This is a genomic window from Psychrobacter sp. BI730 (genome assembly GCF_013414195.1).
Classification (GTDB): Bacteria; Pseudomonadota; Gammaproteobacteria; order Pseudomonadales; family Moraxellaceae; genus Psychrobacter.
Genome location: NZ_JAATTV010000002.1, coordinates 14,086 through 39,679, shown reverse-complemented (window position 1 = coordinate 39,679; position 25,594 = coordinate 14,086). Strand labels below are relative to the sequence as shown.

General features: G+C 43.6%; 23 protein-coding genes. 13 read left to right on the top strand and 10 right to left on the bottom strand.

The features are described 5' to 3' along the window. Positions 1 to 219: 219 nt before the first annotated feature. The 6 genes from HCZ91_RS01290 (at position 220) to HCZ91_RS01265 (ending at position 5,418) form a co-directional block, all read left to right on the top strand. Positions 220 to 507 (top strand): metalloregulator ArsR/SmtB family transcription factor, encoded by a 288-nt coding sequence (locus HCZ91_RS01290; protein WP_057761516.1) that lies wholly within the window; start codon positions 220 to 222, stop codon positions 505 to 507. A 46-nt stretch (positions 508 to 553) separates the two neighbouring features. After that, entirely contained in the window at positions 554 to 2,257 is a 1,704-nt protein-coding gene (locus HCZ91_RS01285) for a SulP family inorganic anion transporter (protein WP_179797536.1), read from the top strand. 236 nt (positions 2,258 to 2,493) lie between these two features. Further along, positions 2,494 to 2,820, top strand: coding sequence for a sulfur transferase domain-containing protein (locus tag HCZ91_RS01280; RefSeq protein WP_057761519.1), 327 nt, complete (start codon positions 2,494 to 2,496; stop codon positions 2,818 to 2,820). A gap of 64 nt (positions 2,821 to 2,884) precedes the next feature. After that, positions 2,885 to 3,217, top strand: coding sequence for a TIGR01244 family sulfur transferase (locus tag HCZ91_RS01275; protein ID WP_057761521.1), 333 nt, complete (start codon positions 2,885 to 2,887; stop codon positions 3,215 to 3,217). A 387-nt stretch (positions 3,218 to 3,604) separates the two neighbouring features. Next, on the top strand, positions 3,605 to 4,462 hold the full coding sequence (locus HCZ91_RS01270) for a bile acid:sodium symporter family protein (protein ID WP_179797534.1): 858 nt from the start codon (positions 3,605 to 3,607) through the stop codon (positions 4,460 to 4,462). A 197-nt stretch (positions 4,463 to 4,659) separates the two neighbouring features. Continuing rightward, on the top strand, positions 4,660 to 5,418 hold the full coding sequence (locus HCZ91_RS01265; protein ID WP_179797532.1) for a glutathione S-transferase family protein: 759 nt from the start codon (positions 4,660 to 4,662) through the stop codon (positions 5,416 to 5,418). A gap of 83 nt (positions 5,419 to 5,501) precedes the next feature. On the opposite strand, the gene HCZ91_RS01260 is transcribed toward HCZ91_RS01265, so the two are convergent. After that, on the bottom strand, positions 5,502 to 6,950 hold the full coding sequence (locus HCZ91_RS01260) for an alanine/glycine:cation symporter family protein (protein WP_179797530.1): 1,449 nt from the start codon (positions 6,948 to 6,950) through the stop codon (positions 5,502 to 5,504). 259 nt (positions 6,951 to 7,209) lie between these two features. Next, positions 7,210 to 8,787, bottom strand: a complete 1,578-nt coding sequence (gene ahpF, locus HCZ91_RS01255; RefSeq protein ID WP_179797528.1) for an alkyl hydroperoxide reductase subunit F — start codon at positions 8,785 to 8,787, stop codon at positions 7,210 to 7,212. Between the two features lie 439 nt (positions 8,788 to 9,226). Here ahpF and HCZ91_RS01250 point away from each other — a divergent pair, with 439 nt between their 5' ends. Beyond that, positions 9,227 to 9,475 carry a DUF465 domain-containing protein gene (locus tag HCZ91_RS01250; RefSeq protein WP_057761532.1) on the top strand — a complete coding sequence of 83 codons (249 nt, stop codon included), beginning with the start codon at positions 9,227 to 9,229 and terminating at the stop codon, positions 9,473 to 9,475. Between the two features lie 169 nt (positions 9,476 to 9,644). Here the strand turns inward: HCZ91_RS01250 and ahpC are convergent, their stop codons facing one another. Then, positions 9,645 to 10,211: an alkyl hydroperoxide reductase subunit C gene (ahpC, locus tag HCZ91_RS01245; RefSeq protein WP_057761534.1), complete on the bottom strand. Its 567-nt coding sequence runs from the start codon at positions 10,209 to 10,211 to the stop codon at positions 9,645 to 9,647. 268 nt (positions 10,212 to 10,479) lie between these two features. Here ahpC and HCZ91_RS01240 point away from each other — a divergent pair, with 268 nt between their 5' ends. Continuing rightward, on the top strand, positions 10,480 to 11,391 hold the full coding sequence (locus HCZ91_RS01240; RefSeq protein WP_057761536.1) for a hydrogen peroxide-inducible genes activator: 912 nt from the start codon (positions 10,480 to 10,482) through the stop codon (positions 11,389 to 11,391). 39 nt (positions 11,392 to 11,430) lie between these two features. Beyond that, positions 11,431 to 12,102 carry a hypothetical protein gene (locus HCZ91_RS01235; RefSeq protein ID WP_179797526.1) on the top strand — a complete coding sequence of 224 codons (672 nt, stop codon included), beginning with the start codon at positions 11,431 to 11,433 and terminating at the stop codon, positions 12,100 to 12,102. Here HCZ91_RS01235 and HCZ91_RS01230 read toward each other — a convergent pair. From HCZ91_RS01230 to HCZ91_RS01200, 7 genes are all read right to left on the bottom strand, one after another. Beyond that, positions 12,080 to 12,682 (bottom strand): methyltransferase domain-containing protein, encoded by a 603-nt coding sequence (locus HCZ91_RS01230; RefSeq protein ID WP_179797523.1) that lies wholly within the window; start codon positions 12,680 to 12,682, stop codon positions 12,080 to 12,082. The genes HCZ91_RS01235 and HCZ91_RS01230 overlap by 23 nt on opposite strands. A gap of 204 nt (positions 12,683 to 12,886) precedes the next feature. After that, positions 12,887 to 13,543, bottom strand: coding sequence for a YgjP-like metallopeptidase domain-containing protein (locus HCZ91_RS01225; protein WP_179797522.1), 657 nt, complete (start codon positions 13,541 to 13,543; stop codon positions 12,887 to 12,889). A 36-nt stretch (positions 13,544 to 13,579) separates the two neighbouring features. Continuing rightward, a complete protein-coding gene (locus HCZ91_RS01220) occupies positions 13,580 to 15,136 on the bottom strand; it encodes a DUF1513 domain-containing protein (protein ID WP_179797520.1) in 1,557 nt (518 codons plus the stop codon). A gap of 3 nt (positions 15,137 to 15,139) precedes the next feature. Beyond that, the gene (locus tag HCZ91_RS01215) at positions 15,140 to 16,291 is read right to left on the bottom strand and encodes an imelysin family protein (RefSeq protein WP_179797518.1); all 1,152 of its coding nucleotides are present in this window, start codon (positions 16,289 to 16,291) and stop codon (positions 15,140 to 15,142) included. A gap of 83 nt (positions 16,292 to 16,374) precedes the next feature. Then, complete coding sequence (locus HCZ91_RS01210; protein ID WP_179797852.1) at positions 16,375 to 17,955, bottom strand: di-heme oxidoredictase family protein; 1,581 nt, start codon at positions 17,953 to 17,955, stop codon at positions 16,375 to 16,377. Between the two features lie 402 nt (positions 17,956 to 18,357). Then, positions 18,358 to 19,818, bottom strand: a complete 1,461-nt coding sequence (locus HCZ91_RS01205; RefSeq protein ID WP_179797516.1) for an imelysin family protein — start codon at positions 19,816 to 19,818, stop codon at positions 18,358 to 18,360. A gap of 333 nt (positions 19,819 to 20,151) precedes the next feature. Then, positions 20,152 to 20,808, bottom strand: coding sequence for an OmpA family protein (locus HCZ91_RS01200; protein WP_057761553.1), 657 nt, complete (start codon positions 20,806 to 20,808; stop codon positions 20,152 to 20,154). 375 nt (positions 20,809 to 21,183) lie between these two features. Here HCZ91_RS01200 and HCZ91_RS01195 point away from each other — a divergent pair, with 375 nt between their 5' ends. From HCZ91_RS01195 to minD, 4 genes are all read left to right on the top strand, one after another. Next, on the top strand, positions 21,184 to 22,146 hold the full coding sequence (locus HCZ91_RS01195) for an acyltransferase (protein ID WP_179797514.1): 963 nt from the start codon (positions 21,184 to 21,186) through the stop codon (positions 22,144 to 22,146). Positions 22,147 to 22,497: 351 nt separating this feature from the next. Next, a complete protein-coding gene (locus HCZ91_RS01190; RefSeq protein WP_218870010.1) occupies positions 22,498 to 23,595 on the top strand; it encodes a hypothetical protein in 1,098 nt (365 codons plus the stop codon). A 71-nt stretch (positions 23,596 to 23,666) separates the two neighbouring features. Then, a complete protein-coding gene (gene minC, locus HCZ91_RS01185) occupies positions 23,667 to 24,491 on the top strand; it encodes a septum site-determining protein MinC (RefSeq protein ID WP_179797510.1) in 825 nt (274 codons plus the stop codon). Between the two features lie 289 nt (positions 24,492 to 24,780). Continuing rightward, positions 24,781 to 25,593 (top strand): septum site-determining protein MinD, encoded by an 813-nt coding sequence (minD, locus tag HCZ91_RS01180; protein WP_057761560.1) that lies wholly within the window; start codon positions 24,781 to 24,783, stop codon positions 25,591 to 25,593. The last annotated feature ends 1 nt before the right edge of the window (position 25,594 follow it).

Genomic DNA, 25,594 nt, shown 5'->3' with positions numbered 1-25,594 from the left:
CAATTTATATAATGTAATTAATGATAACTTGCTATGTGGCGTGATATCATTGATAATCAACTATATATTGTTCAAAACATCATGGCATTTGTTACCATCTAATGTAAGGAATTTGTTCTGACTACTTCTATTTCAGCCGAAGGTACACCTACTCGCAGTACCACTGACGATGGGTCATCTGATACTGCAGATTTAGTACCTGCCGATCTTGCCAAGCAAATGCAGCAAGCATCGCTACAAGCCAGCCAACTACTAAAGTCGTTATCGCACCCCGATCGCCTACTTCTTCTCTGTCAATTGACCCAAGGTGAATATTGCGTCGGTGAGCTGGAAGACTTGGTCGGGGTTGGGCAGCCGAGCTTATCGCAGCAATTGGGTATATTGCGTAAAGACGAGCTGGTCGCCACACGCCGCGAAGGTAAGCAAATTTACTATAGTATCGCAAGCGAGGATGCCCTAGCTGTACTCGATCTACTGTATCAACGTTTTTGTGCCAAAGCAGAATAACGCCGCCCTCGCCTAATTATTTGTACTATCTACTGTGGTGATTGATATGTCCTCTATCGTCGCTCGTCTGATTCCAGCTTGGCTGCGCCAATACCAGCTTACAGCGTTACCGACCGATCTTGTCGCAGGGCTTGTGGTGGGCGTATTGGTCATACCGCAGAGCTTAGGCTATGCCGTACTTGCAGGATTACCGCCTGTGTATGGGCTGTATGCAGCGATCGTACCTGTCCTCGTTTATGCGTGGCTCGGCTCTAGCAATGTACAAGCTGTAGGGCCGGTTGCTATTACCGCCATCATGACCGCCAGTGGCCTACTGCCTTATGCTGAGCAAGGTACTGAACAATATGCACTGATGGCCAGCTTATTAGCACTGATGGTAGGTGCACTGCTGTGGATAGCAGGCAGATTAAAACTTGGCTGGATCATGCAGTTTATTAGTCGCGGCGTGTCCGCAGGCTTTGTAAGCGGTGCAGCGGTCCTTATATTTGTCAGTCAGCTCAAATATCTGACAGACATTCCGGTCACTGGCAATAGTTTGATTGGGTATTTATCTACCATGCAACGCTATGCCAGCCAGCTGCATCCATTGACCTTAGCTATCGGTATTACCGCATTTGCACTATTGGTTGCCAATCGCTATGCAAGTGAGTGGATATGGCAGACGTGGCTATCATCGTCGTATGCCAAATGGGCAGAGCGCTTATTCCCGCTTATTTTACTTGGCATTGCTATCGTACTCAGTATGGCACTGCATTGGAGCACACATGGTGTCGCGACCATCGGTCGTATTCCACAAGGGCTGCCGAGCTTTACGTTACCGCATATCTCAGACCTACAAGAGGCGCTGAAACTCTTGCCAACCGCAGGATTGATGGCACTGATCGTATTTGTGTCGAGCAGTTCAGTTGCCAGTACCTATGCTCGCTTGCGTGGTGAGAGCTTTGATGCCAATCGTGAACTGACTGGACTTGGGCTAGCCAATCTGTCTGGTGGACTGTTCCAAAGTTTTGCGGTTGCGGGTGGATTTTCGCGTACGGCTATCAATGCCGATTCAGGCGCGAAGACACCACTTGCCAGTCTCGTCACCGTACTGGTAATGATTGCCGCGCTTATAGCCTTTAGCAATGTACTTGCCCCACTACCCTATGCACTACTGGGCGCAACTATCATGGCCTCTATCATTGGCCTGATAGATATTGCGACGTTGAAATCTGCATGGCAGCGTGATCGCTTAGATGGTGCTAGCTTTTTGGCCGCGTTCGTCGGTGTGCTTATATTTGGTCTAAACACGGGGCTGGTCATTGGTCTCATGGTGTCATTTGCCAGTCTCATCTGGCAGTCAAGTAAGCCACACGTGGCTGTCGTTGGGCAATTGGGCGGTACAGGGCATTTTCGTAATATCAATCGCCATGACGTCGTAACTTTTGACAACTTATTGATGTTACGTATCGATGAGAGTTTGTTCTTTGGTAATAGTGAATCTGTACATCGACGCATCCTCAATGCCATGCAGCAATATCCCGATGCCAATGAAATTATCTTGATTATGGCCGCCGTCAATCATATAGATCTGACCGCCCAAGAAATGCTTTGCACCCTAAACCACGAGTTGGCGTTACAGAACAAGCGCTTACATTTTAGCTTTATCAAAGGTCCTGTAATGGACATCATCGGTCACACCCCATTGATTAGCGAGCTATCAGGACAAGTCTATCTAAGCACCTTAGATGCTGTCGATGCGTTAAAGTAATCTATATTTTGACCACAACAAAGTTGCTGATACATTAATTTCGCTCAACCTCAATTACTATTGTCGCCTACAACACAATATCGCTATGATAGCGCCTGTGTTATGCTAGACGCACTAAATAAGGAATCAATTAACCTAGAAATCGGCCTAAAAAATGCTGATTTATAGTCTTTTGATATTCTTAGCCTAACCTTCAATAATAAATATACCTTAACAAATATAACTGAATCTATTTTATGACCGATGATTTAACGATTTATAAGCAAATATATCCAAGTCAATGCGTTAAGATTGCTGAGCTTGGTTATCGTTCAGTGCTTAATATTCGGCCAGATGCCGAGATTGAGACACAGCCTAATAGCTGCGATTTGGCAACGGCTACCGAACAGGCAAACCTAGCGTATCAGCATCTGCCGTTTGATGATGAGCGCTTAAGTATGCTGACGGTCGAGCAGTTTGCCGATTTCTATCACTCCATGCCCAAGCCTATATTAATGTTTTGTGGCACTGGTGCACGTGCCAAGCTACTATACCAAAGCGCATTGATGCAGGGTCTGTTATAACAACCATAGCTCGAACTAACACGTTTTATAAACCCAACAACACCAATAAAAACAAGGAGCTCTTATGAGCCATGAAGTTAGCTTTACCGGACAAATCACGCCTGACCAAGTGCCTATGATTGCCGAAAATGGTTTCAAAACCATTATTAACAACCGTCCTGATGGTGAAGAGCCAAATCAGCCAACCAGTGCCGAAATCGAAGCAGCCGCCAAAGAAGCTGGTCTTGCTTATAAAGAGATTTCTTTTGCAGGTAATGAGCTAAATCAAACTCACGTTGAAACGTTTGCAGATTTCTTTAATCAAGCTGAGCAGCCAATGCTGATTTTTTGCCGCACAGGTAACCGCTCAAACGGTATCTATGAAGCAGCTAAGCAAATGGATTTGTTAGACGACTAGTGCAGCATAAATAGACTAGAAAGTTAGCGTATTTAGCCCACAGAATCTTGTGGGCTTTTTACTGCGCTTGTCATTATTCTCAAAGTTTTATTAGCCACAAACAGCCCAATCACTGCCTAGTTACTACCCGATCATTTCCCGATAGCTTCCAACAACCTCGACCAACCTCAATAGTAACTACAAGTGGGTTACTATACGAGCGTAATACCGCTATTATCATTTGATATGCATGAGCTAGCTTAGTGGTTAAGACACCTAAATAGCTAGACGATTAAATACCTAAACACATGGAATGTGAGCAGCTGTATAGTGACCAAGGTTGCCCCGCTGCTATTTACTTTCAAAACGCCATCTTGATATGGCATTTAGTTTTACAAGGAATGTTTGATGAATAATACCGCGCTAGCATTACTGCCACTAGCCCTTGCCTACATTATGTTCACTCTAGGAGCAGGGCTAAAACTTAGTGATTTTAAGGTCATTGCCAAATATCCAAAAGCGTTCTGTGTCGGCTTAATCAATCAAGTTGTATTGGTACCGTTGGTTGCGCTAGCAGTCGTGCTAGTGACGGCTCCGCCACCAGCGATTGCTTTTGGGATTATGCTGATTAGCTTTTGCCCCGGCGGCGTCACTAGCAACATGTTGACCTACTATGCCAAAGGAAATGTCGCTCTCTCTATCGCGTTGACTGGTGTGGTCAGCATACTATCGGTCATTACATTGCCTATCTTAATCACGTTGGCTTTTGATCATTTCATGAAAGATCAGGCGAACTCTATTAGCGCGATAAAGATTGGCCTAGTCATGTTCTTATTGACCACATTGCCAGTGTCTCTTGGTATGCTTGCTCGCCACAAATTTACTGACTTTATAGTACGTCGCAGCAGTCTTCTAAACGGCTTGGCTAGTATATTTTTTGTACTAATTGTCTTTGCTGCTATTGCCTCTAACTGGCAACTACTACAATCACAGTTCACTCAAATTGGTTTAGAACTTATCTTTATCATTGCTATTTTATTTGCTATTAGCATCCTAATCTCTAGAGTCCTAAAGCTTAGCTGGTTTGATACCAAAACCATCTCGATAGAAACCAGTATCCAAAATAGTACGACGGCTATTACCTTAGCCCCTATCATCATGGGTGTGAGCACACTGCCCGTTATTGCGCTGCCTGCTGCTTTGTACGGTGTGCTGATGTATGTCGTTGCGCTGCCTGTTATTTTCCTAATCAAAAATAAGAACTGATTGTAGTAAGTACGAGAAATAAAAAGCGCACTTCTAAATAAATGCCCGTCTAAATAAGCGCCCTTCCAAACATTAGATGGGCATTTTTTTGAAATATAATTTAAATGATAGAAATATGACTCGGGTTATAGACTGGTCAATGCTCAACATTGAGTACATAATAAAATGCTACTGTTATCGCTTAATAGGACTCTATGATGGAAAAACCGTTATTAATTATTGGGAATAGAAACTACTCATCTTGGTCGCTACGAGCATGGCTATTGCTTAAAGCGTTCAATGTTGATTTTGATGAGCAGCTTGTTGAGTTGTTTCATCCATCAGCACGTCCAACGCTCGAAGCGCATTCACCAACGGGTAAAGTGCCTATTTTAGTCTATGGTGAAGATAATAATAAAGTAACCGTTTGGGACACCTTAGCGATTGCTATGCATGTTAATGAGTACTTTACGGATATTGATATTTGGACAGGCACTGATAAATCTAACGCTGAAAAACGCAATAGTAATCAAAGTAGAATAAATAGCGCCTATTGCCAAAGCATCGTGGCTGAGATGCATTCAGGACTGACAGGTATTCGTAACGAGATGCCGATGAATATACGAGCAACGGCTAAGATACAACCAAGTAGCGCTTGCTTAGCAGATATCACTCGTATCGAAGACATCTTTGCCGATTGTTTAAAAAGTCGCTCAGCAGACAGTTTCTTATTCGGAGGTTTCACAGCAGCTGATGTATTCTTCGCTCCAGTGATGCTGCGATTACAGACTTATGCTGATGCGTCTGATATTTCTTTGCGGCCACTGACCGAGCAGTATTGCCAAACCATGTTAAATCATCCACACATACAGGCGTGGCAACAATCAGCACTGACAGAGACTCGAATTATTGAAGAAGATGAAGCAGGCGAGATCATGTCGATAGCTGGCGTATTGGCGAATAACCATTCATTTTAGGCATAAATAGTATCTTGCATAAAAAAACCACTTCAGCTTAGCTAAAGTGGTTTTTTGTTTGATAAGACTTCGAGCATAACGTTTTACTGCTTTTGCTCTAATGCCTCTTTTACTGCTTTTTTACCCCATGCGCTCAAATCGAGATCCAACTTTTCATACTCTTGCGCATCGAACAACGGCTCTTTAACCCCTGATCTTAACTGACTTGCAAAGTCGTCAAGTAGACGCTTAGCTCGCGGAAATAACATTATCAAGGCCAATAAGTTTGCTAGCGCTAGCACGCCCATCAACGGATCAGCAAAGAAGAACACTGCGGTTGCTGCAGGAGCCACTGCGCCCAAGAATAATACCGCAATCACCACAATTCGCAAAATCAGAGTCGCCATTTTGATATTCTTTTTGATCAAGAAATTAATGGCATTTTCACCCATATAATAGTTATACATGATAGAGCTTAGGGCAAATAACAATATCGATATGGTGAGAATATACTGCGCCCAATCCCCAAGCTGGGTCGTTAGCGCCTGCTGTGCCAGTACAATACCATCGACTTCAGCACCTGGTTGATACACGCCGCTCAGTAAAATCATAAATGCGGTGGCACTACATACGATTATCGTATCAATAAACACAGACAGTGACTGCGAGATACCTTGACTAACAGGATGAGTAGCGTAAGCAGTGGCAGCAATATTAGGTGCAGAACCCAAACCTGCTTCATTAGAGAATAAACCACGCTTCATGCCTTGCTCAATCGCCACACCAATACCACCGCCCACGACAGATTCAATGCCAAAAGCATTTTTAACAATCATTACCATCAGTGCAGGCAGTTCTGTAAAGTTAAATGCAATAATAATAAGTGCCATACTGATATAGATTAATGCCATAACGGGAATGACAACGTCGGCTACTTTTGCAATGCGCTGAATACCGCCAAAGACAATAAATCCACCTGCAATTACCAGTACTACACCCGTTATCCAGCGATCAATCCCAAAGCTTTCAAGCGCTGAGCCTGCTACCGTGTTGCCTTGGAACGCCACAAACCCGATAGAAAAAGACAGTAGTAGCGAGATCGCATAAATAACAGCAAGCCAGCGATAGTCTTTACCTAACCCATGTAAAATATAGGTCGCAGGGCCACCGCGAAAGTTACCATCATTGTCTCTACGCTTGTAAAGCTGGGCTAAGCTACACTCAACAATGCTGGTCATCATGCCAATTAAGGCCACAACCCACATCCAGAATACCGCTCCCGGCCCCCCTAAAGAGATTGCAACCGCAACACCAGCAATGTTACCGCCGCCTACACGTCCACCGATAGAAACGAGCAACGCCTGACGGGCAGAGATTCCGTCGTCTCCTACCTCATCCGTTTTGAACACACGGAACATACGTTTAAAATATCTAAACTGAGCGAACCTACCTACGATGGTAAATAATAAACCAAAGATAATTAGCATAGGCACGAGCGCCCAGCCCCACGTTAGATCCCCGATTAGGGCGAAAAAATCTTCAATGTATTCCATGCCTACTTTCCTTATAGTTCATGACGCTATGATAGGTTTTATTGCATACATTATTGCATCAACAACACGAGTTTGTAATGCAAATGTCGAATTTGTAACGTAAATACTGATATTTTCTGAGTGAAATCGGGTTATTGGCTCACACAAATGGCTATTCCTTAAATATTAGGGTTTGTTCTATAGAGACGTATTTATGCGATAGCATAAAAAAACCACCTCAACCGAGGTGGCCTTTTATACTGAAACTAAACTGAACAGCTTACTGCATGACTAGGTATTCAAAGGCTGACAATGCTGCTTTACTACCTTCACCCATCGCAATGTTAATCTGCTTAAATGGTACGGTGGTTACGTCACCACAAGCAAAGATACCTTTACGATCTGTACGGCAGCGCTCATCGATTTCGATCTCACCAAAGCGGTTTAGATCAACGAAGCCTTTGATGAATCCAGTGTTTGGCACTAAACCAATCTGTACAAACACCCCTGATAAATCACGCTCATGAGTCTCACCTGTGCTGCGATCTTGGTAGACGATAGACGATACTTTGCCATCAGTCGCTTTGATCTCTTGCGTCGCTGCACCCGTAATAAACTCGATGTTGGTTTTTTCTTTAGCTTTGTTGATCAGTACTTGGTCAGCTTTTAACTCGTCAGCGAACTCGAGTACAGTAACGTGATTGACGATACCTGCCAAATCTAGTGCTGCTTCCACGCCTGAGTTACCACCGCCGATCACTGAGATGTCTTTACCTTTAAAGAATGGACCATCACAATGCGCACAGAAAGCCACACCTTTACCGATATTTTCTTCTTCACCCGGTACGCCAAGCTTTCTCCACTGAGCACCTGTCGCCAAGATAATACTACGAGTCTCGAACGTCTCACCAGTATTTAGATGGATACTGTAGTTCTCTTCTTCAGTCTCGCCGATTTCTTTAACGCTCACATGCTCTTTTAGCGTGATGTTGTATTCGGCCAAGTGCTTGACAAAGTTGGTCGATAAATCTGTACCGTTGGTTAGCGGTACTGAAATCAAGTTCTCAATGTCTTGCGTATCTTTTACCTGTCCACCGATACGGTCAGCGACCATTGTAACTTTTAAGCCTTTACGCGCTGTATAGATGGCAGCAGCCACACCTGCAGGGCCAGCACCAATGATAGTAACGTCTTGCTGCTCTAATTGCTCAGCATCGTCTTCTACTTCTGACAACAGATCAGGGAACTGCTCTTGCAATTTTCCGATCAATTTAGCAGTGTCGATTAAGCCGTTAGCAAATGGTTTACCGTTCAAAAATACAGCTGGTACACCTTGGATTTTATTCGCTTCTACTTGCTCTTGGAACAATGCACCATCAATCATTTCATTGCTGATACCATCGTTTAATAGCGCGAATTGGTTCAATGCTTGAACGACTTCTGGGCAGCTATGGCATGACAATGACACGTAGGTCTGGAACTGTAGCGGCTTATTAAAGCGCTTAACTAGCTTTTGGATACCTTCATCCAACTTTAGCGTATGACCACCCGCTTGCAGAATCGCCAAAATCAATGACGTAAATTCATGACCACCTGGGATACCGCTGAATACGATACCAGTGTCGTTTGATGCGCCATCAATGTGACTGACTACTTTAAAACTAATCGCACTTGGCAAACTATCGTCAGTTGCTTCTGCATCGAAGTTGATTTTGTCTGTTGTTCCAGCAATCTTGGTCAAAAAATCTACCAATTCTGCACGTTTCGCATGCGTACCATTACCCAATACAAAGGTAATTGGACGTGTCATGTTTTCGCTATAGCTCTTAACGGCATCTAATAAATTTTGATCTATCATGTTTGTTCCTCATTATGACTGAATATGTAACGGCAGCTGTCATGCTACGCGTCTAAATATGAAATAGTTGGTGTTGATAATTTTGTATAAAAGGTTATATATAGTGGGCTCTTGCCCTTTGATGTGTCTATTATCAAGCGTTTAGCGAGTTTCGGCAAGCTGAGAAACTCAAACTTTATGTTTTATAAAACTAATCGTTTATTGCTTTAAATAATTAAATACAAATACACAAACAAATGATAGTGATGGTACATGGTCTATTTTTTCGCTACAATCGAATGGTATGGATAGCAATATGCATTATCAATATCGTGAAGTAACTACCTTTATTACCATTAAACTTTCACCCCTTCCAAAAAAAGTCTCACCATCATAAGCGTCTTAACCATAACGTGCTTACGCTTATTCTAAGCTTGCACTAAATAACAAGGATGACAACATGACAATGACAGACACATGGCAAGATCACAGTGATATTATCGATGAGTTAAAACAAAAGGACACGCATTTTGCGAGTATCTTTGACGAGCATACGACTCTAGATAGGCAAATTAATAAGCTTGAAAACGATGTGGTCAAGCATGCCAGTCGCGACGAAGAAATCGAACAGATGAAACGACGAAAGCTACAGCTTAAGGACGAGATCTATAAAACCATTGATAAAAATAAAGCACAGTCTCGCGCTTAATATTGCGTCTATACTTAGAGATATGCTGAAAAATAATACTAACAATATCTATGCTTAAGACGTAAAAAGACCCCATCAACTTATGTTAATGGGGTCTTTATTTGTAGCACTGACTTAAATCAGACGTTTAAGATACAGCGCTACTTTTATCTAAGTATGAAATATCTACTTAGATTTTACCAACTAGGTCAAGACTTGGCTTCAATGTGTCGCCGCCTTGTTCCCAAGCTGCTGGGCAAACTTCGCCGTCGTTTTCACGAACATACTGTGCTGCTTTCACTTTACGTAGCATATCTTTTGCACTACGGCCGATACCGCCAGCATGGATTTCAGCGACTTGGATCAAGCCATCAGGATCTACTAAGAACGTACCGCGCTCAGCCAAGCCTGCTTCTTCAATCATGACGTTGAAGCCACGAGTGATTTTACCAGTAGGATCGCCGATCATTGGGTATTGTACTTTACCGATAGCTTCTGAAGAATCATGCCATGCTTTGTGCGTGAAATGCGTGTCAGTAGATACTGAGTATACTTCAACACCAAGACCTTTTAGCTCGTCATAATGAGCGGCCATGTCTTCTAGCTCAGTTGGGCAAACGAACGTGAAATCAGCTGGATAAAATAGGAAAATCGCCCAGTTGCCTTTTACGTCTTCTGAAGTGATGGTTTTGAACTCACCGTTTACGTATGCATCTGCTGAAAATTCTGGGATTTCTTGATTGATGATAGACGCCATGGTTGGCTCCTCTATAGTTAAGTAAATTGGAAATTATTTATATGGTTTTTTCAATTAGCCCTCTAGCTCTCTGGGCTACCTGACAAACTATACGCGAATTCTACGGTTAATCCAGTTAAAAGTTTTTAATGTGATGTTTTGTTTTATTAAACTTGTTAAACTATTATCTCTACATTTTATCATTGGTGCTTAATTGGTGATTTGCTACCTTATAAAGGTTGACCAAACATAATAAATTGCATTAAAAACCCACTAACAGAGAGGTTTTATGATTACTTTACGACAACTTGAGTTTGCCCTAGCCGTCGCCAAACATCGTCATTTTAAACGTGCAGCAGAAGATTGCAATATCTCGCAGTCTGCACTGAGTTTGGGTATCGCAGAATTAGAAAAACAGCTAGATACTCAGATTTTTGAGCGTAATAATAAGCAGGTGTTGATTACCCCTATCGGTCAAGACATCCTCACACGGGCGCAGCGAGTGTTTTCTGAAGTGAGTGATTTGACCACACGTGCTCATAGCCATCAGACGCCACTTGCCTATCCTATGACTGTCGGTATCATTCCGACGATTGCACCTTACTTGCTGCCAAAGGTTCTACCAGCCCTGCGTGCTCAGTATCCAGAATTCCGCATGACCATCGTCGAACAACAGACAGAGCGTTTGCTTGAACAGGTACGCTACGGTCATATCGACACCGCTATTATTGCGCTACCTTATGCGGTAGATGGGCTACATAGTTTTGAGTTTTGGAGTGAAGACTTCTTTGCCGTGTTCCCAAAGGACGACATCCATGCCAAGCTTGATACCATCAATGCTGATGAACTGGCGACTGCCAACCTGATGTTACTTGGTGAAGGTCATTGCCTAACCGACCAGACGCTGTCTGTCTGTCATTTTGACCGTGCACAAATGAAATCAAGCTTCTCAGATGCCAGTCTAAATACTTTGATTCAAATGGCGCTTGCCAATATGGGCACGACGCTAGTACCTGAAATGGCGCTCGATCAGCTACACCTGCAAAACCAAAATGCCGTCGCCATACCATTGGCTGAAGACGGGCCGCATCGCCATATTGCCTTTGTCACCCGTCTGAACTATGCGCGTGTCGATGATGTTAGCTTGCTGGGTGATGTATTCAACAAAGCATTTAAAGATGCAGTGGCTAACAAAGAATAATCAAACCATTTTTACCACGGTCATAGTGAAAAACGACATATGAAAACTGTCTCATATAAACATGATGAGCTTGGCAAATGCTTTACACAGCATCTGTCAGCTATGACCAGTGCTATCTCGCCAAAGCAAATAGATAGGCTGTGGCAGGATATCGTGACGCACTATGGCGAACCACAACGTGCTTATCATACACTCAATCACATTGAGCAGTTATTGGTAGAGTTTGAAAGTATTAAGCACCATCTGTCTGAGCCGCATATCATTGCATTGGCACTGTACTATCATGATGTGATATACGACCCAACATGCTCCGACAACGAGTTGAGAAGTGCAGAATTTGCAACAGATACCTTGAGCCCTTATCTCAGTCCAGAGCAATACCAACAGATTCACGCTCTCATTATGATGACCGCTAATCATCAGATAGATACGTTGGTAGCCAGTGACAAATATAACGATGCGGCATATCTGTTAGATATGGATTTAAGTATCTTGGGCGCGCCGTGGACTGCATATGAGCAGTATGCAAAGGCAATACGTCAAGAATATAAGCATATCGCAGATGACAACTACCGTGATGGGCGCATTGCAGTGTTACAAGGATTACTAGCACATCCCAAACTCTATCTGACTGACCATTACTATAATCAGTTAGAAACGCAAGCTCGAGATAATATCAAGCGCGAGCTCACTTTGCTTGCAGCTTTATAAATAGCTCACTACCCTGCCGCGCAGGATGTGAATTATAGCTGGGTTCCATAATATCGATATCAAAATGACTTTGAAAACGCTGTTGGTAATCTTCCTTGCTGCCGCCAAACGGTGGCTCTTCCCGTCCAAAATCCGTGTCAAACAACAACCCAACTAATTTGCCTTGTGGCTTTAACAGCCTCGCCATCTGCTGCACGTATTCATCACGTCTCGATGGATTGATCGCGCAAAAAAACGTCTGCTCAAGTATCCAATCAAATTGATGTTGCTCAGCTGACAAGCTAAAAAAATCCGCACAGATCAGGTGTTCAGAAGGAAAACCAGGATAGCGCTCTGCAAACGTCTCAATCGGTGCAGGGGCAAAGTCAACCAGCGTGACATTGGTAAAACCTTGCTCATATAAGTAGCCCACTTCATAAGCATTACCTGCACCTGGCACTAATATCGCCTGATTTTTTGCACTCTCAGGTAACTGGTCAATATAAGCTTTGAGCGGTGGTGATACCTGCCCCATATCCCAACCGATGCTGTTCTTCTCATAACGCTGTTGCCAAAACTCCGCCTGGTTGACGTTTTCCATATGACATCCCTGTATATAAACTTGTTAATTAAACGACACGATTTGTACCGTTATTTCTTATAATATCAGGCTTATCCAGGTGTGTCCTTATTTTAAAAATGATAATAAAAATAGGACTTGTTGCTCAGCATAATGAATGTTACGCAGATGATATCGAGATATTTATTAGGGCTATTTAGATAGTTAGATACTTAGATGATACGTTTAGTCCAGCTGCCCTGTCTTGCCCGCTAGGGTATTATGCCATTGCAAATAATCTGGCATCGCTGTTGCAACCGTTTGCCAAAACGCTCGGCTATGGTTGGCATGATGCAAGTGGCACAGCTCATGAACGATTACGTATTCGGTGCATTCAATAGGATAGGCAGGAAGATAGACTGATAGCCAAATTCGTTTTGCGCGCGTGTTGCAGCTGCCCCAACGCGTGTGCATTTTTTTCAATCGTATTTCATTGGCATAAGTGCCAACGATTGGCTGCCACTTATCAAATAGTGCAGGTGTGACTTCGGAGAGTTGTTGCCGATAATAGGTAACTTTTTTATCAGGACTGAGCGTAAATGATTGCTCTGCACCCCATAATAGAACTGAATTATTAGCAGCTGAAATGTCTGACGAAGTATTCTGTCTACGTCTATACTGTTCTAATACCTGCGGGTGATTTGCAATAGCCCAAGGCACCCGCTTAGCAACAGCATGCAACATTTGTAATGCGCTGACATGCATTGGTGCAGAGACCATCAACGTATGAGGCTTTAAGCGAAAATTGATATTTTTAACACGCTTCTTACTGATATGTAGCTCGATGCCTGCTTGCCCAAGCTGCTGTCTGACAGTATCTAAATAGTCATTATTAATAGCCATGCCTGTTCGTCTGTCGCTCTTGTTGAACGTCATGTGTCACAGTGTTTGCAAATGGTTGTCAAACGACATCATATGCAGTTGACTGTCTTTGATAATCCGTTCATGACGTTCAACTTCTTTTACGTCCAAATTTACTTCTGATAAAGCATTTACTCTTAACGCGGTTAACTGACCTTGACCATCACTGACAATAAACCCTGTCGGCTCGGTATGTTTATCAATTTTACTCATTGAAGCATTAGAATTAGCTAACACCGAAGCCCCTGCACAATCTGGCAGACTTACATCATCAATCAGCTTGCGAGTATGTAAATCATAAATTGCCGCACAGCCGCCAATCGGTGTGGTCACACACAGTAAGTTACACTCACTATCTACCGCCACGCTAGCGATATATTGGTGAAAGCGTTGCCATTGATTGTTTGGCATAGTGAGTGGTGTAAAACTGGCGTCACCACGTTTATGAGTCAGTACTAACGGTACATTGATATGTTTTTCACCTTGGAACTGAATACCGATCATCACTGTGCCGTCATCGTGCATGGCTAAGTGGCGCACACTCATCTGATTATGCTCTGGAGTCACTTGCTCAAGCAATGTGCCATCATGACGATTCAGATAAACCAGTGATGGTCGCATGGTATCTAGATTTAGCTCTTCGCGTGAGGCCTGCTCGGTTTTGATACCACCATTTGCAATGACGAGCGTTTCGCTATCAGGATGCATAATCAGCTCATGCGGGCCGATACCATATGAGTCAAATTCTGCTACTTTTTTATAAGCATCATTGGCATCATAGATACCAATTTTACCTGCCAGACTCACTGTGTCATTCTCAGTTACGTAGAGCAGGCTACCATCTAAGCTATAGCAAGCATGACCATAAAAATGGCGATTTAGGTCAGCTTTGATCGCATGTTGTACTTGCCCACTTGACGTATTAAGCACCCAGAATCTTTCGCTTGGACGGCGACCCATGACCACGACATCACGTCTTTGATCCACATGGCTATGCTGAGCTTGAGATATATTGACAGGCAGAGGCTGAACAACGATGTCGTGGACACGCTCAGGCATAGTCGTTTGCCAAACGATTTGTCTGTCAGCATCAATACCTACCACACCAAAGTCATGCTCATTTTGGCTTGATGAGTTCTGATCTTTTGGCAGTGATGCGACGCCACTGACCCAGCTGACTGGTCGTGCTAGCATCGTTGTTGTATGCACAGCAGCAAAGTCAGGCGTGTTACTTTTATCGTCACCTACAGCATGATAAGCCTGCTTCCATGTTGCCGCTGCTTGCTCACAAGCATAGCGCAAGCGTGAAAGCTTCGGCGTTGAATCAGGACCAGCTCGTAATACCTGCAGTTGCGTACGAATACCCTCCACATAATCTTGTAGACTGGCATCTGGATGCTGCTGCTTACGATAACGATGGTGAATACCGACCAGCGCCGCCGTACCAACTGCTGTCAGCACTGAAGTCGTCAAAAGCTCATGAGTTGACGAAGTTCTCCCAGACCGATTAGACCTATTCATCTGGTCATGAGTCTGGGCTGCTGACGTTGCTGTACTCGCTTCGATAGTAGACATTGTCTAATCGCCATCAGTGCTATTAAACCCCACACGGATACCAAGTGCTGGGATTAACTGGCGTTTAATCAGACGAGTGACATCAGTCAGATGATCATACAACGCTTGTTGGTCGTCCTTACTAGCCTCTGATAAATCTTCTGGCATTTGTGCTAATAATGCAGTCGTATCAGCAAGTGCAGTTGATAGATTATCCGAAACCTTGTTTTCATCATTGCTACCAAGAATAGCCGTCAGTACTGGGTCAGTCATGGCTTTATTGATAGTATCTAACTTAGCATTGATGATAGCGCGGCTTTGTCCAGCAGTAGCAGCAGGTAAATGACCTTTTGCTTTACCTGTCAGACCGAGTGGCTGATCAATGGCATTAGACTTCATGGTCTCAATCAATGATAGTAGAGAGTTAATCCACTGATTTAGGCCTCTATCGCTCTCTGCTGTTTTGTCTATCGCCAATAAATCAGTCGCGTTTTGCTGCCAGTTTTTCTCGATGTCTTTTAGACGCGTGCTCAACGCACTACTGGCACTAATCACGTAAGCACACTGACCAGCGTCTAAACTGTCATTGGCAAACAAAGCCTCTTCTAATCCTGGCACGCCTTGTACGATAGCGCTCTCGCCAGCAAGTTGCTCTGGCGTTAGTTTTGGATTGGCAGCGATTAAGTCAGCCACGCCACTATGTACGAGTCCGCGCTCGTCAGGATAGTAGTTGATGTATAGATTGCTCATGCTAGCAGTCGCAGGACCAAAGTTGACCATCTCAGCACTTGACCATGCTTGTGCCAACACTAGCCACTGCGCACGTAATGCTTGTAGCTCATCGCCACTTACTGGCGCTTGGGTACAATGTTTCTGCGCCAATTCGTTCAACAGATCGCTTTGCTTAGCTGCATCAGCATACGCAGGAATCACGATATCGTCTGCCACATGCGTCAAATACGTTTTTGCAGTCTCAGGACTGATATCTACTGCAACGATTTGCTCAGTACTTTCTTTGCTGTTTTCTACTGAGCTGTCAGTAGCTGCACTGTCTTGCACAACTTTTTGGCTGTCTACATCTGCAGTTTTGTTGTCATCGGCAGGTTTGACACAACTGATCAGCAGTCCAGCACTCAATGCAGATAGCGCCATTGCCAAAGCGTGGTTTATTTTCATAGGTTTCTCGGTAATGTTGTAGGTAGTAATTTATAGCGTTTTTATACTGATTTTATAATAGCGACTTTATTACAATGATTTTATTACAGCGACTTTAGGAACGCATTAAGCTCTGCGCGACCTTGTTTGTCTAACTTTAATACTTGTTGCTTTTGCTTTTCGGCTTCTCCGCCATGCCATAAAACCGCTTCCATCAACGTACGTGCACGGCCATCATGTAAAAACGTCGCTTGAGGATCAACTGTCTGAGCAAGCCCTACGCCCCAAAGTGCTGGCGTACGCCATTCATAAGAGTTGGCTAAAAATTCAACTTGGGCACTTTTCGGTGGTAGTTTGCCAGCAATCGTACGATCAGCGAGATCATCGCCCATATCGTGCAACAGCAAATCTGTGTAAGGATAAATCACTTGTCCATGCTGCTCAAGATGATCATCGTCAGTTTTTGGCAACTGATATCTTGGCGTATGACAGCTTTGACAACCCATGTCATAAAAACGCTTTTTTCCCGCTAGCACAAGCTTATCATCTGCATTACGGCGATGCGGCACTGCTAGATTGCGAGTATAAAACTCTACAAATTTAGCAACCTCATCGTTTACTTCAACAGGTGATTTACCATTGCCCTGTTCATCAGCACCTGTCGCTGCATTTAGGCATGCGGTCTGCGTTGGCATACATGACTCATTAGGACGGATGTTCGACGTCAGACCCATGTCTTCATTAAAGGCACTTTGGTTCTGAGTAATCAGCTTGGTTTGACCCGCTTTCCACCCAAATCGTCCAAGCGCACGCTTGCCCGTTTGTGGATCCGTCACCCAGTTAAATTTACCACTGATATCACCATTACTACTGTCGCTGGCTTGCTTTTTAATGTCATCGTCAGGTATTTGCTCTAGTAGCCCAAGCCCAATCATCGGTAGCGCCACACGCGGCGATACCATCATGTCATCGTCAAAAGCACCGTAACCAGGTTTGGTCAAATTAAACGTTGGTGCACGCAGCGTCTCGACATATCCGTCAGCAAAGGTAACTGGTGTGTCTGTCCACTGCACCGCAATTCTCGCTTCAGCAGGCACGCCCTGAATACCACGATCTTGTAGCTGGCCACCATACATAGGATGAGCCACCTTTTCAATCAGCGAATCCTGTAGCTGCTGGCGCTGCTCATCGGTCGTCGCTGGCATAGACAGACGAATCAATAAACTATCAGCATCGTCATCGGCAGTCATCGGCGCATGACCTCGCCCATCTTTGACATGACAAGACTGGCAAGCGGCCACATTGAATAATGCGCCCAGTCCATCACGACTATCAGTACTAGCAGGTGCGACGACCCACGGCTGCTTGAAAAACGCGTTACCAATAAAGAATGCCCCTTTACGAGAAGCAGCTAGGTTTGATGAGGGCTTCGAGTAGCTCTCAGCACTGCTAATGCTAATACCAGAGTCACCGCCTTGCTTGATCTCTTGAGGGTCAAAGCTCACCAGTTGCTGCATCGGCACGCCCGCCAGTGTTTCTATATTTTTGGCGTGTTCAGATGACAGCGCTTGGCTGTTTTCACTGCTGCTTTCATTATTTGAGGCCTGCTCTGAAGTGTTATCAGAAACATTGTTAGAAGTGTCGTCAGAAACGCTATCAGATGGTTGACACGCACTGATAGCCATTGCACTGGCGATAATTAGCGCAAGCTTAGAGGGTATATGTCGTAGGATTTGAGTAGCAAGAGGAGAGTCAGAAGGGTTAACATAATTGGCGTTCATAGAAATTCAGTGCCTTAGCGCTAGAGTAGAACCATTAAAATTTTGTCATACCATCTCATTATATGTCGTCACAATCATTGCTTATCGACATATAATGAAATGGTACACCGGCCAATTGGCTTATTTAATGCTCGTAAAAATGCGTTGCCAACGGTGGCTGACAACGCACGTATTATATCTAATCTAAGTATCTAATAAACAGCGGTTACTGACCTATAACGACTAATAAAACGTCGCAAAGCCAATGAAAGGCTTTTAAATAAGTGCCGCTAGCTTATAGATAAGGACCGCTAGCTTAAATTTTTCTTAAAACTGTGACCCGGCATCTGCATCTAGATTATCAATTCCAACTGCTTTTGCAGCGTTTTCGATGCTGGCGGTCAGCTCTTGTAAGCTAGTGATACCCGCTTCAACCCATCCGCGACGGACGTTTTGTTCTTCAGCAGAGATACCTTCTTGGCTGGCTTGACCAACAGTTGCAATCATCTGGTCAATCTTGATGCCGTCTTTTTCGCCTTTTTCAACGATAACGTTAAACGCGCCTTCTACTTTGTTGAACTCAGCAGCCAATTTATCAGCAGCTTCTGTGTGGCCGTTATCCGTCAGATAATCTTTGATACCGTAGCCGCCCACTGTCTTACCAGCGACTGTTGTATAGCTACCATTAAAGACGTTTTGAATACCGCGCGCATTATTGGCATAGCTCAAATGAGTCAAATCACTAAAGCATTCGTGCTCATCTTCAGTAGAGCCAGTAACAAAAGCGACCTGCATACGCTCAGACGCAAGCTCACCTAATGCTAAGCTGCCCATTTGATACATAATTTGGCGCAGACCATTGTCATATTTACGCGCTATCAAATCACTACGCAAGGTATTTTCAGTATCAGGCTGCCACTGGGCTTCCATCGCGGTCAAATCATCAACTAATAGTTGAGTTGCAGCAGTTAAGAACTCACCACGGCGCTCACAGATACTGGCATCTTCATTGGCGGTCTCACCACTAGTACACTGTCCGGCTTCAGTCGCATAGTCAGTGACTGGGCGATTACCTGCACCTTCTTTCACACCGTTGTTGTCTTGACCCCACAGCATAAACTCAATCGCATGATAGCCAGTCGTTACGTTGGCTTCACTACCACCGATTTCATTCATTTCTGCGAGTAGCTCAGGTGTGATTGTACTGGTATCTTGCTTGATACTACCGACAGTAATGCTGTCGCTATTGATGATATTCTCTTGGCTGTTATATTCGCCTTCATAGTCGTCACCAACATAATCAATCAGCGCTTCATCAAGTGGCCAAGCATTGATCTGCCCTTCCCAGCTATCGATGCTGTTGATAGCACGTTTATCATTGGCAGTCACAAAGCCTTCATCGAAACGGAAAATCTCAGTTTGTGAATATGGTTGGCGTGCTGCTTTATAGGCAGCCTTTGCAGCATCAAGGTTTTCTTGTGTTGGAGTGGCCACGTATGTTTCTACCGCAGTTTGTAGCGCTTTGGCCGTGTCCAACGAATCTTTATAAGCGGCGTGTGCCATATTTGCATAACTGATAATCAATCTATCAATATGTGCTTTTTCGGCAGCAGTCATCTCTGAATTATCCGCTGTCTCTGTGTTTGCTACTTCTGTTTGCGTTTCTGTCGCAGCATTGGTGTCTTCATCGGCTTGCTTTGTACAGCCCGACACCATTAACAATCCTGCAAGTGCAACAGCTAAAGTAGTTGGTAAAAGCTTACGGCTCGTTACTGTGGTAATCGTCATACATATCCTCAATAAATATAGCAAAAATTCGTTTTGGTTAAGTAGCCTCAATTATTTTGATAATCAAGCCATGTTACAGCAGGCTATCTTAGCCATGCACATTGACTCTCAGTGCGCACGATAAGACGTTTAATATTGCATTGATAGCAAACACTGACAAATTATAGTGTTATTGATAATCATTATCAATATTTAATTTAATATTAACTATATCTATCAATCATCACTGTTTTATTCAAACTGAAAACATAAAAAAAAGAGCCAGCATATTGCTGACTCTTTTTAAAATATATGTGCTCAAATATCTAGCACATTATTAGTTATAGCTATTGATTAGTTTACGCTCTGTGGTGCATTAACTGTTAGCTCAACACGGCGGTTTTGACCACGGCCATATTCAGTATTGTTGTCTGCGATTGGACGTGACTCGCCGTAAGCAACAACGTTCACACGGTTTGAAGCAACACCGCGAGCTGTTAAGTAGTTAGCAACTGAGTAAGCACGATCACGTGACAGACCCATGTTGTAAGATGCTGAACCTTTGCTATCAGTGTGACCAGCAATAGTAATCGTGTTTTGGTTGTACTGGTTCATCGTTGATGCAAGCTTATCAAGCGTTGGCTTGAATGATGAGCTAAGGGTTGCATCATCAAATGAGAACGTGATGCTACCTGGCATAACCAAATCAATGTTACCAGTGGTTGGGTTCTGCTCAACAGTTACGCCTGTGCCAGCCATTTGCTGCTCAAGTTGACGAGCTTGACGCTCCATGTAGTAACCAACGCCTGCACCTAGTGCTGCGCCGATAGCTGCATCACGACCAGTTTTGTCGCCGCCTGTTGCTTTTGAAATAGTTGCACCACCTGCTGCACCAACTAGACCACCTAGAGCAGCTTTATTTAGACGCTGTTGTCCAGTGTTTGGATCTGTTGTACAACCACTAAGTGCTAGACCTGATGCTACTGCTGCAATCATTAAAGTATTACGCATAATATTTCCTCTTAAGTTTAAAAAATCGTGCTTTTTATAAAGATTGTCCGTTAATCTTTTTTAAGTACTTATCTACATTCCCCATTATTATGGCAACTAGAACCTATCTCTGTGTAATATTTTGTCATACCTATGTATGAGAAGTGCAGGTTATATTTCAATGATTTTATAGGTCAAATCTTCGCGCCTTGCTACCACTAGTCACGTTTACAACCGTACACTACAACATGTTTCTGCTAAAATTATATCGCTGAATTTGTCGGCTTTAAATAGTCATGATTTAAAGCTTTACGTTCATGATATTCCTGACTTGACTAGGACAGATTCAGCGACATACTGCTTATTATTAATCAGATAGACTGAAAAGGATTGAGCATGCGATTGACATCTACCATTCGAAAAATGCATAAACGTTCACCTAAACTGGGTAAAGCTGTGTCGCTTGCAACAGCCACTGGTGTCATCGCCGCCAATAGCTTCGGTGGTAGTATTCCTTTATGGCTAATGGGCGTCGGTAAGGTCATTACTGGCGCCTCTATTGCAGACAAAGCCGTCATCAAAATTGCTACTCACTGGATCAGTAGCAACAGTGCCTTGATCGACAATATGTTGCCTCGCAAAGACTGGCGTATCAGTCTACCCGACGATATTCATACCAGTGGTAAATACCTGCTAGTGAGCAACCACCAATCATGGGTCGATACTAGCATCGTGCAGTATATTGGCGAAAAGCGCTTGCCACTTACGCGATTTTTTACCAAGTTTGAGCTGATCTACATCCCTATCGTTGGCCAAGCTTTTTACTTTTTAGATTTTCCAATGATGCGCCGACACTCAAAAGAAGCCATTGCCAAAAACCCTGCGCTAAAAGGCAAAGACATCGAGGAAGCCAAACGTGCCTGCGCCCTACTAAAAGACAAACCGTTTACCTTATTAAACTATTTGGAAGGTACTCGTTTTACCAAAGCCAAACAAGCTCAGCAAAAATCGCCTTATACGCACTTGTTAAAACCTCGTGCAGGCGGATTATCACTGGCTATCAGCGCACTAGGTGAAGATATCGATGGCATACTAGACATGACCATCGTATACCCTGATGGTGTGCCAAGCTATGGGGATCTTTGGAAAGGCAATATCAAACGCTTGGGCGTTGACTTGCGCTACATTGATATACCAGATGCTTTGTTCAAAAGTATCAAGCAAGGTGGCTACGAAAATGACGAGGATACAAAAGCTCAAATGTTCGACTGGGTTGAACAAGTGTGGCGTCAAAAAGATGAACGCATTAGCACTATGTTGGCAGACTTTGAAACCAATCCTAAAACGCAAGATGCCTAACAATCATGAGCAGCCATATTAAATTGGCTGTCCGTTAAATCTTATCAAATACCAAGTACAGTCTATGCAAGCGCACTAAGTAGTAAATATCGATAACGAGATAAAAAGTTATTGGGCGACAAAGTTACGGGTATAGGTGTCACAATAGTCATATCTTACTTATGATGTTTACTGTTCAAACAGCCATGCATCATAAGTAAATTTTAATCAAAGATGGGTTGTTTTTTAGCCTTATTCATTGATAATGTGACTAATCATGAACTCATAGATTTTCGATGTCTACTTTCATAGTAAATGGTAGCAAATATCGAATTCTTACCCATTCTTTGTGCCATTTATTACTTATAAGGTATGACTGTGCCCATCTCTACTACTAGCTCGCCGTTAGCTACCGAATCTGTTTTGAGTCAGCCTCCTTATCCAATAAGTGATGAGCCGCCAAACCCGAATCATCCAAAGCCGAGTCGCTTTAAGCTCACTTACGATATTGTCATGATTATTGCCATCAGTATTGATCTGCTATTGATCAGTATCGATGCTATTTTGATGAGCAATTTTAGTAGTAATGCTGCAGAATGGCTAACCATCAGTGAAGCGCTCAATTGGTATCAGAGCACTCTACATGATCCTCTACGCACTGCTGGAGGGTTTTTTACTATCTTTTTGGTCGTTGAGTTGCTATTGCGCTGGGCGATTGCCATCAAACAAAAAGTCTATTATCGCTGGTTCTTTTTCCCATTCGTTCATTGGTACGAAGTATTAGGCTGTTTTCCGCAGCTACGTGCTTTGCGACTGCTGCGAGCGGTCGTTATTGGACGACGTCTATATCAGCTTGGCTACCAAGTACTGCCGCAGACGTGGATCAACCGAATCAAGTTCTACATTGACCTACTGTTAGAAGAGCTCTCTGATCGCGTTATTTTGACAGCGATACAAAACTTTCGACAAGAGCTAACCAGTTCAGACACGCATAAATCATTCATCGAGTCGACGATTGCAAAAAATCGAAATGAGATTGAAGCGGCCGTATTATCTGTATTGCGTACAGAACTTGCACCGAAGCTGCAGGAACTGACTGCCTCATCAGGTGGCGGCAGTATATTGGCGAGCGAAATGGGCAATGCTATTGAAGAAGGGTTGGCCAATACACCTGAGTTGCGCCGCTATCTACGCATGATACCGATCGCGGGCAGTCTGATTGAATCACAGCTACATCACGTCGGCCACAATATCGGTGAGAACGTCGTAAACGCATTAAACAAGCGACTTTTAGACCCTAAGCGCTTGGATATATTGATGATGGAAATTGCTAGCGGTATTGCGCAAATAGATACCAATAATACAGCGCTAGATACTTTAATTTCTAGTATCATTGATGACAGTTTGACCGCGTTTGAAGCGCAAGTAAAAGTGCAGCAATGGAAGCACCAAGATATGCTAAATCTATAGTTTAGCTATCTAATAGCATGACGTAATAAGAGACATAATACCGTGACAGAATTATTTTTAAGGGTTTGTATATGACAGTTTCAGCTAACGATAACCAGACTGCACCAGCGCTAGCTTTCTATGGCAAGATGCTGACGTTTTCACGCGTACAGTTTAGTACAAGCGATCTAGCAGCTATAGAAGCTCAGCTAACTGAAACGCTCAGCAATAAATCGAGCAATATTCCTATCCTTATTGATAGTGACGTTGAGCAGGATTTATCAGCATTGGTAGAGCTGTTATGGGCATGGGGGTTACAGCCTATTGGCGTGGTGACAGGTATGCTTGATGCGCAAGCACGTGAGCAGCGCTTAGCGATATTTCCAGCAGATGGTAAGCGTATTGAGCGTATATTACCAAGTAAAAAAGCGCCTATCCCTACCCAACCATCACCAGAGAATAACAATGCCGAAGCAGTTAATGCTAATAGCGTCGTTGATACTTCTACCACGAGCGAACCTGCTACTGAAACCACACTATCTAATATGCCCACCGAGACGTTGGTAAGCACTCAGCATATTACCAGCTTAATCTATGATCAAATGTTGCGTTCAGGACAAAGCCTCAATCACGTTGGCGGCGACTTGATTTTGACCAGTAGTATCAATAGTGGTGCTGAAGCGATTACTGACAATAGCTTGCATGTATATGGCCGTGCACAAGGGCGTTTGGTGGCAGGCGCAACAGGGGATAAAGATGCCCGTATATTCTGCCAAGTCTTTAATCCTTCACTGGTGTCAGTAGCAGGAACCTATTGCTTACGAGACAACTTACCTGAGCATGTTATCGACAAGTCGGTGCAAGTAAAATTTGTAGAAGGCGAAGGCTTAGTATTTACCGTGATGGATGAAGCTTAGAACGCTATTAAAAATAATACACCGTGAAGTGACTTTATAGAAAACTAAGGTAGTTAAGCTGCTCTATTCGACAAGCCAAAAACCATAGTTATGACTCTACTAATACCACGCAGAGAGGCTAATTGAGCGATACATAGGTTGTTTTTCTGCTTTAGTATCGAGCTGCTATAATTTTTTGTTTATTTATGCTAGGCTAGCTTCGAAGATAGTGTATATATGTTAGGTTAATAACATGTAATTTTGCTATTTATATAAAAGATATCCCATTGATTCATAGGAGTGTGCCATTGTGGCGAAGATAGTTGTAATCACTTCAGGTAAAGGCGGTGTGGGTAAAACCACGACAAGTGCTTCTTTTGCCGCTGGTTTGGCGTTACGTGGCTATAAAACGGTTGTTATCGACTTTGATGTAGGTCTACGTAATCTAGACTTAATCATGGGTTGCGAAAACAGAATTGTTTATGACTTCGTTGATGTCATCACTGGAAACGCGCGTTTGTCGCAAGCACTTGTCAAAGACAAACAGCTTGAAAACTTATATATCCTGCCCGCCAGTCAGACACGCGATAAAGACGCACTGACCGACGAAGGGGTATCAGAGGTAATGGCTGAGCTCTCTAAACAGTTTGACTATATTATTTGTGACTCGCCTGCTGGTATTGAGCGCGGTGCACAGCTAGCGATGTATCATGCGGATGAAGCTATTATTGTCACCAACCCTGAAATCTCTTCAGTGCGTGACTCAGATAGAATCATCGGTATTCTACAAAGTCAGACGAAAAAAGTAGAAGAGAACCAAGGGACTGTTCGCGAGCATTTGATTATCACTCGTTATAATCCTGAACGTGCGGCTGCCAATGAGATGATGGATATTGATACTATCTCAAATGATATCCTAAAAGTTCCACTACTTGGGGTTGTTCCTGAGAGCCATTCAGTGCTTGAAGCGTCCAACCATGGCGAACCAGTTATCCATTATACCGACTCTGTGGCTGGTCAATGTTATGAAGACATTGTCGCCCGTTTCTTGGGTGAAGAGCGTCCATTACGTCATATTGACGTGAAGAAAAAGAGTCTATTACAGCGCTGGTTTGGGGGATAAT

Excerpts from the sequence above, each read along its gene's own strand:
- HCZ91_RS01290 (WP_057761516.1), top strand. The coding sequence starts at position 220 with ATGCAGCAAGCATCGCTACAAGCCAGCCAACTACTAAAGTCGTTATCG.
- HCZ91_RS01285 (WP_179797536.1), top strand. The coding sequence starts at position 554 with ATGTCCTCTATCGTCGCTCGTCTGATTCCAGCTTGGCTGCGCCAATAC.
- HCZ91_RS01280 (WP_057761519.1), top strand. The coding sequence starts at position 2,494 with ATGACCGATGATTTAACGATTTATAAGCAAATATATCCAAGTCAATGC.
- HCZ91_RS01275 (WP_057761521.1), top strand. The coding sequence starts at position 2,885 with ATGAGCCATGAAGTTAGCTTTACCGGACAAATCACGCCTGACCAAGTG.
- HCZ91_RS01270 (WP_179797534.1), top strand. The coding sequence starts at position 3,605 with ATGAATAATACCGCGCTAGCATTACTGCCACTAGCCCTTGCCTACATT.
- HCZ91_RS01265 (WP_179797532.1), top strand. The coding sequence starts at position 4,660 with ATGGAAAAACCGTTATTAATTATTGGGAATAGAAACTACTCATCTTGG.
- HCZ91_RS01260 (WP_179797530.1), bottom strand. The coding sequence starts at position 6,950 with ATGGAATACATTGAAGATTTTTTCGCCCTAATCGGGGATCTAACGTGG.
- ahpF (WP_179797528.1), bottom strand. The coding sequence starts at position 8,787 with ATGATAGATCAAAATTTATTAGATGCCGTTAAGAGCTATAGCGAAAAC.
- HCZ91_RS01250 (WP_057761532.1), top strand. The coding sequence starts at position 9,227 with ATGACAATGACAGACACATGGCAAGATCACAGTGATATTATCGATGAG.
- ahpC (WP_057761534.1), bottom strand. The coding sequence starts at position 10,211 with ATGGCGTCTATCATCAATCAAGAAATCCCAGAATTTTCAGCAGATGCA.
- HCZ91_RS01240 (WP_057761536.1), top strand. The coding sequence starts at position 10,480 with ATGATTACTTTACGACAACTTGAGTTTGCCCTAGCCGTCGCCAAACAT.
- HCZ91_RS01235 (WP_179797526.1), top strand. The coding sequence starts at position 11,431 with ATGAAAACTGTCTCATATAAACATGATGAGCTTGGCAAATGCTTTACA.
- HCZ91_RS01230 (WP_179797523.1), bottom strand. The coding sequence starts at position 12,682 with ATGGAAAACGTCAACCAGGCGGAGTTTTGGCAACAGCGTTATGAGAAG.
- HCZ91_RS01225 (WP_179797522.1), bottom strand. The coding sequence starts at position 13,543 with ATGGCTATTAATAATGACTATTTAGATACTGTCAGACAGCAGCTTGGG.
- HCZ91_RS01220 (WP_179797520.1), bottom strand. The coding sequence starts at position 15,136 with ATGTCTACTATCGAAGCGAGTACAGCAACGTCAGCAGCCCAGACTCAT.
- HCZ91_RS01215 (WP_179797518.1), bottom strand. The coding sequence starts at position 16,291 with ATGAAAATAAACCACGCTTTGGCAATGGCGCTATCTGCATTGAGTGCT.
- HCZ91_RS01210 (WP_179797852.1), bottom strand. The coding sequence starts at position 17,955 with ATGGCTATCAGTGCGTGTCAACCATCTGATAGCGTTTCTGACGACACT.
- HCZ91_RS01205 (WP_179797516.1), bottom strand. The coding sequence starts at position 19,818 with ATGACGATTACCACAGTAACGAGCCGTAAGCTTTTACCAACTACTTTA.
- HCZ91_RS01200 (WP_057761553.1), bottom strand. The coding sequence starts at position 20,808 with ATGCGTAATACTTTAATGATTGCAGCAGTAGCATCAGGTCTAGCACTT.
- HCZ91_RS01195 (WP_179797514.1), top strand. The coding sequence starts at position 21,184 with ATGCGATTGACATCTACCATTCGAAAAATGCATAAACGTTCACCTAAA.
- HCZ91_RS01190 (WP_218870010.1), top strand. The coding sequence starts at position 22,498 with ATGACTGTGCCCATCTCTACTACTAGCTCGCCGTTAGCTACCGAATCT.
- minC (WP_179797510.1), top strand. The coding sequence starts at position 23,667 with ATGACAGTTTCAGCTAACGATAACCAGACTGCACCAGCGCTAGCTTTC.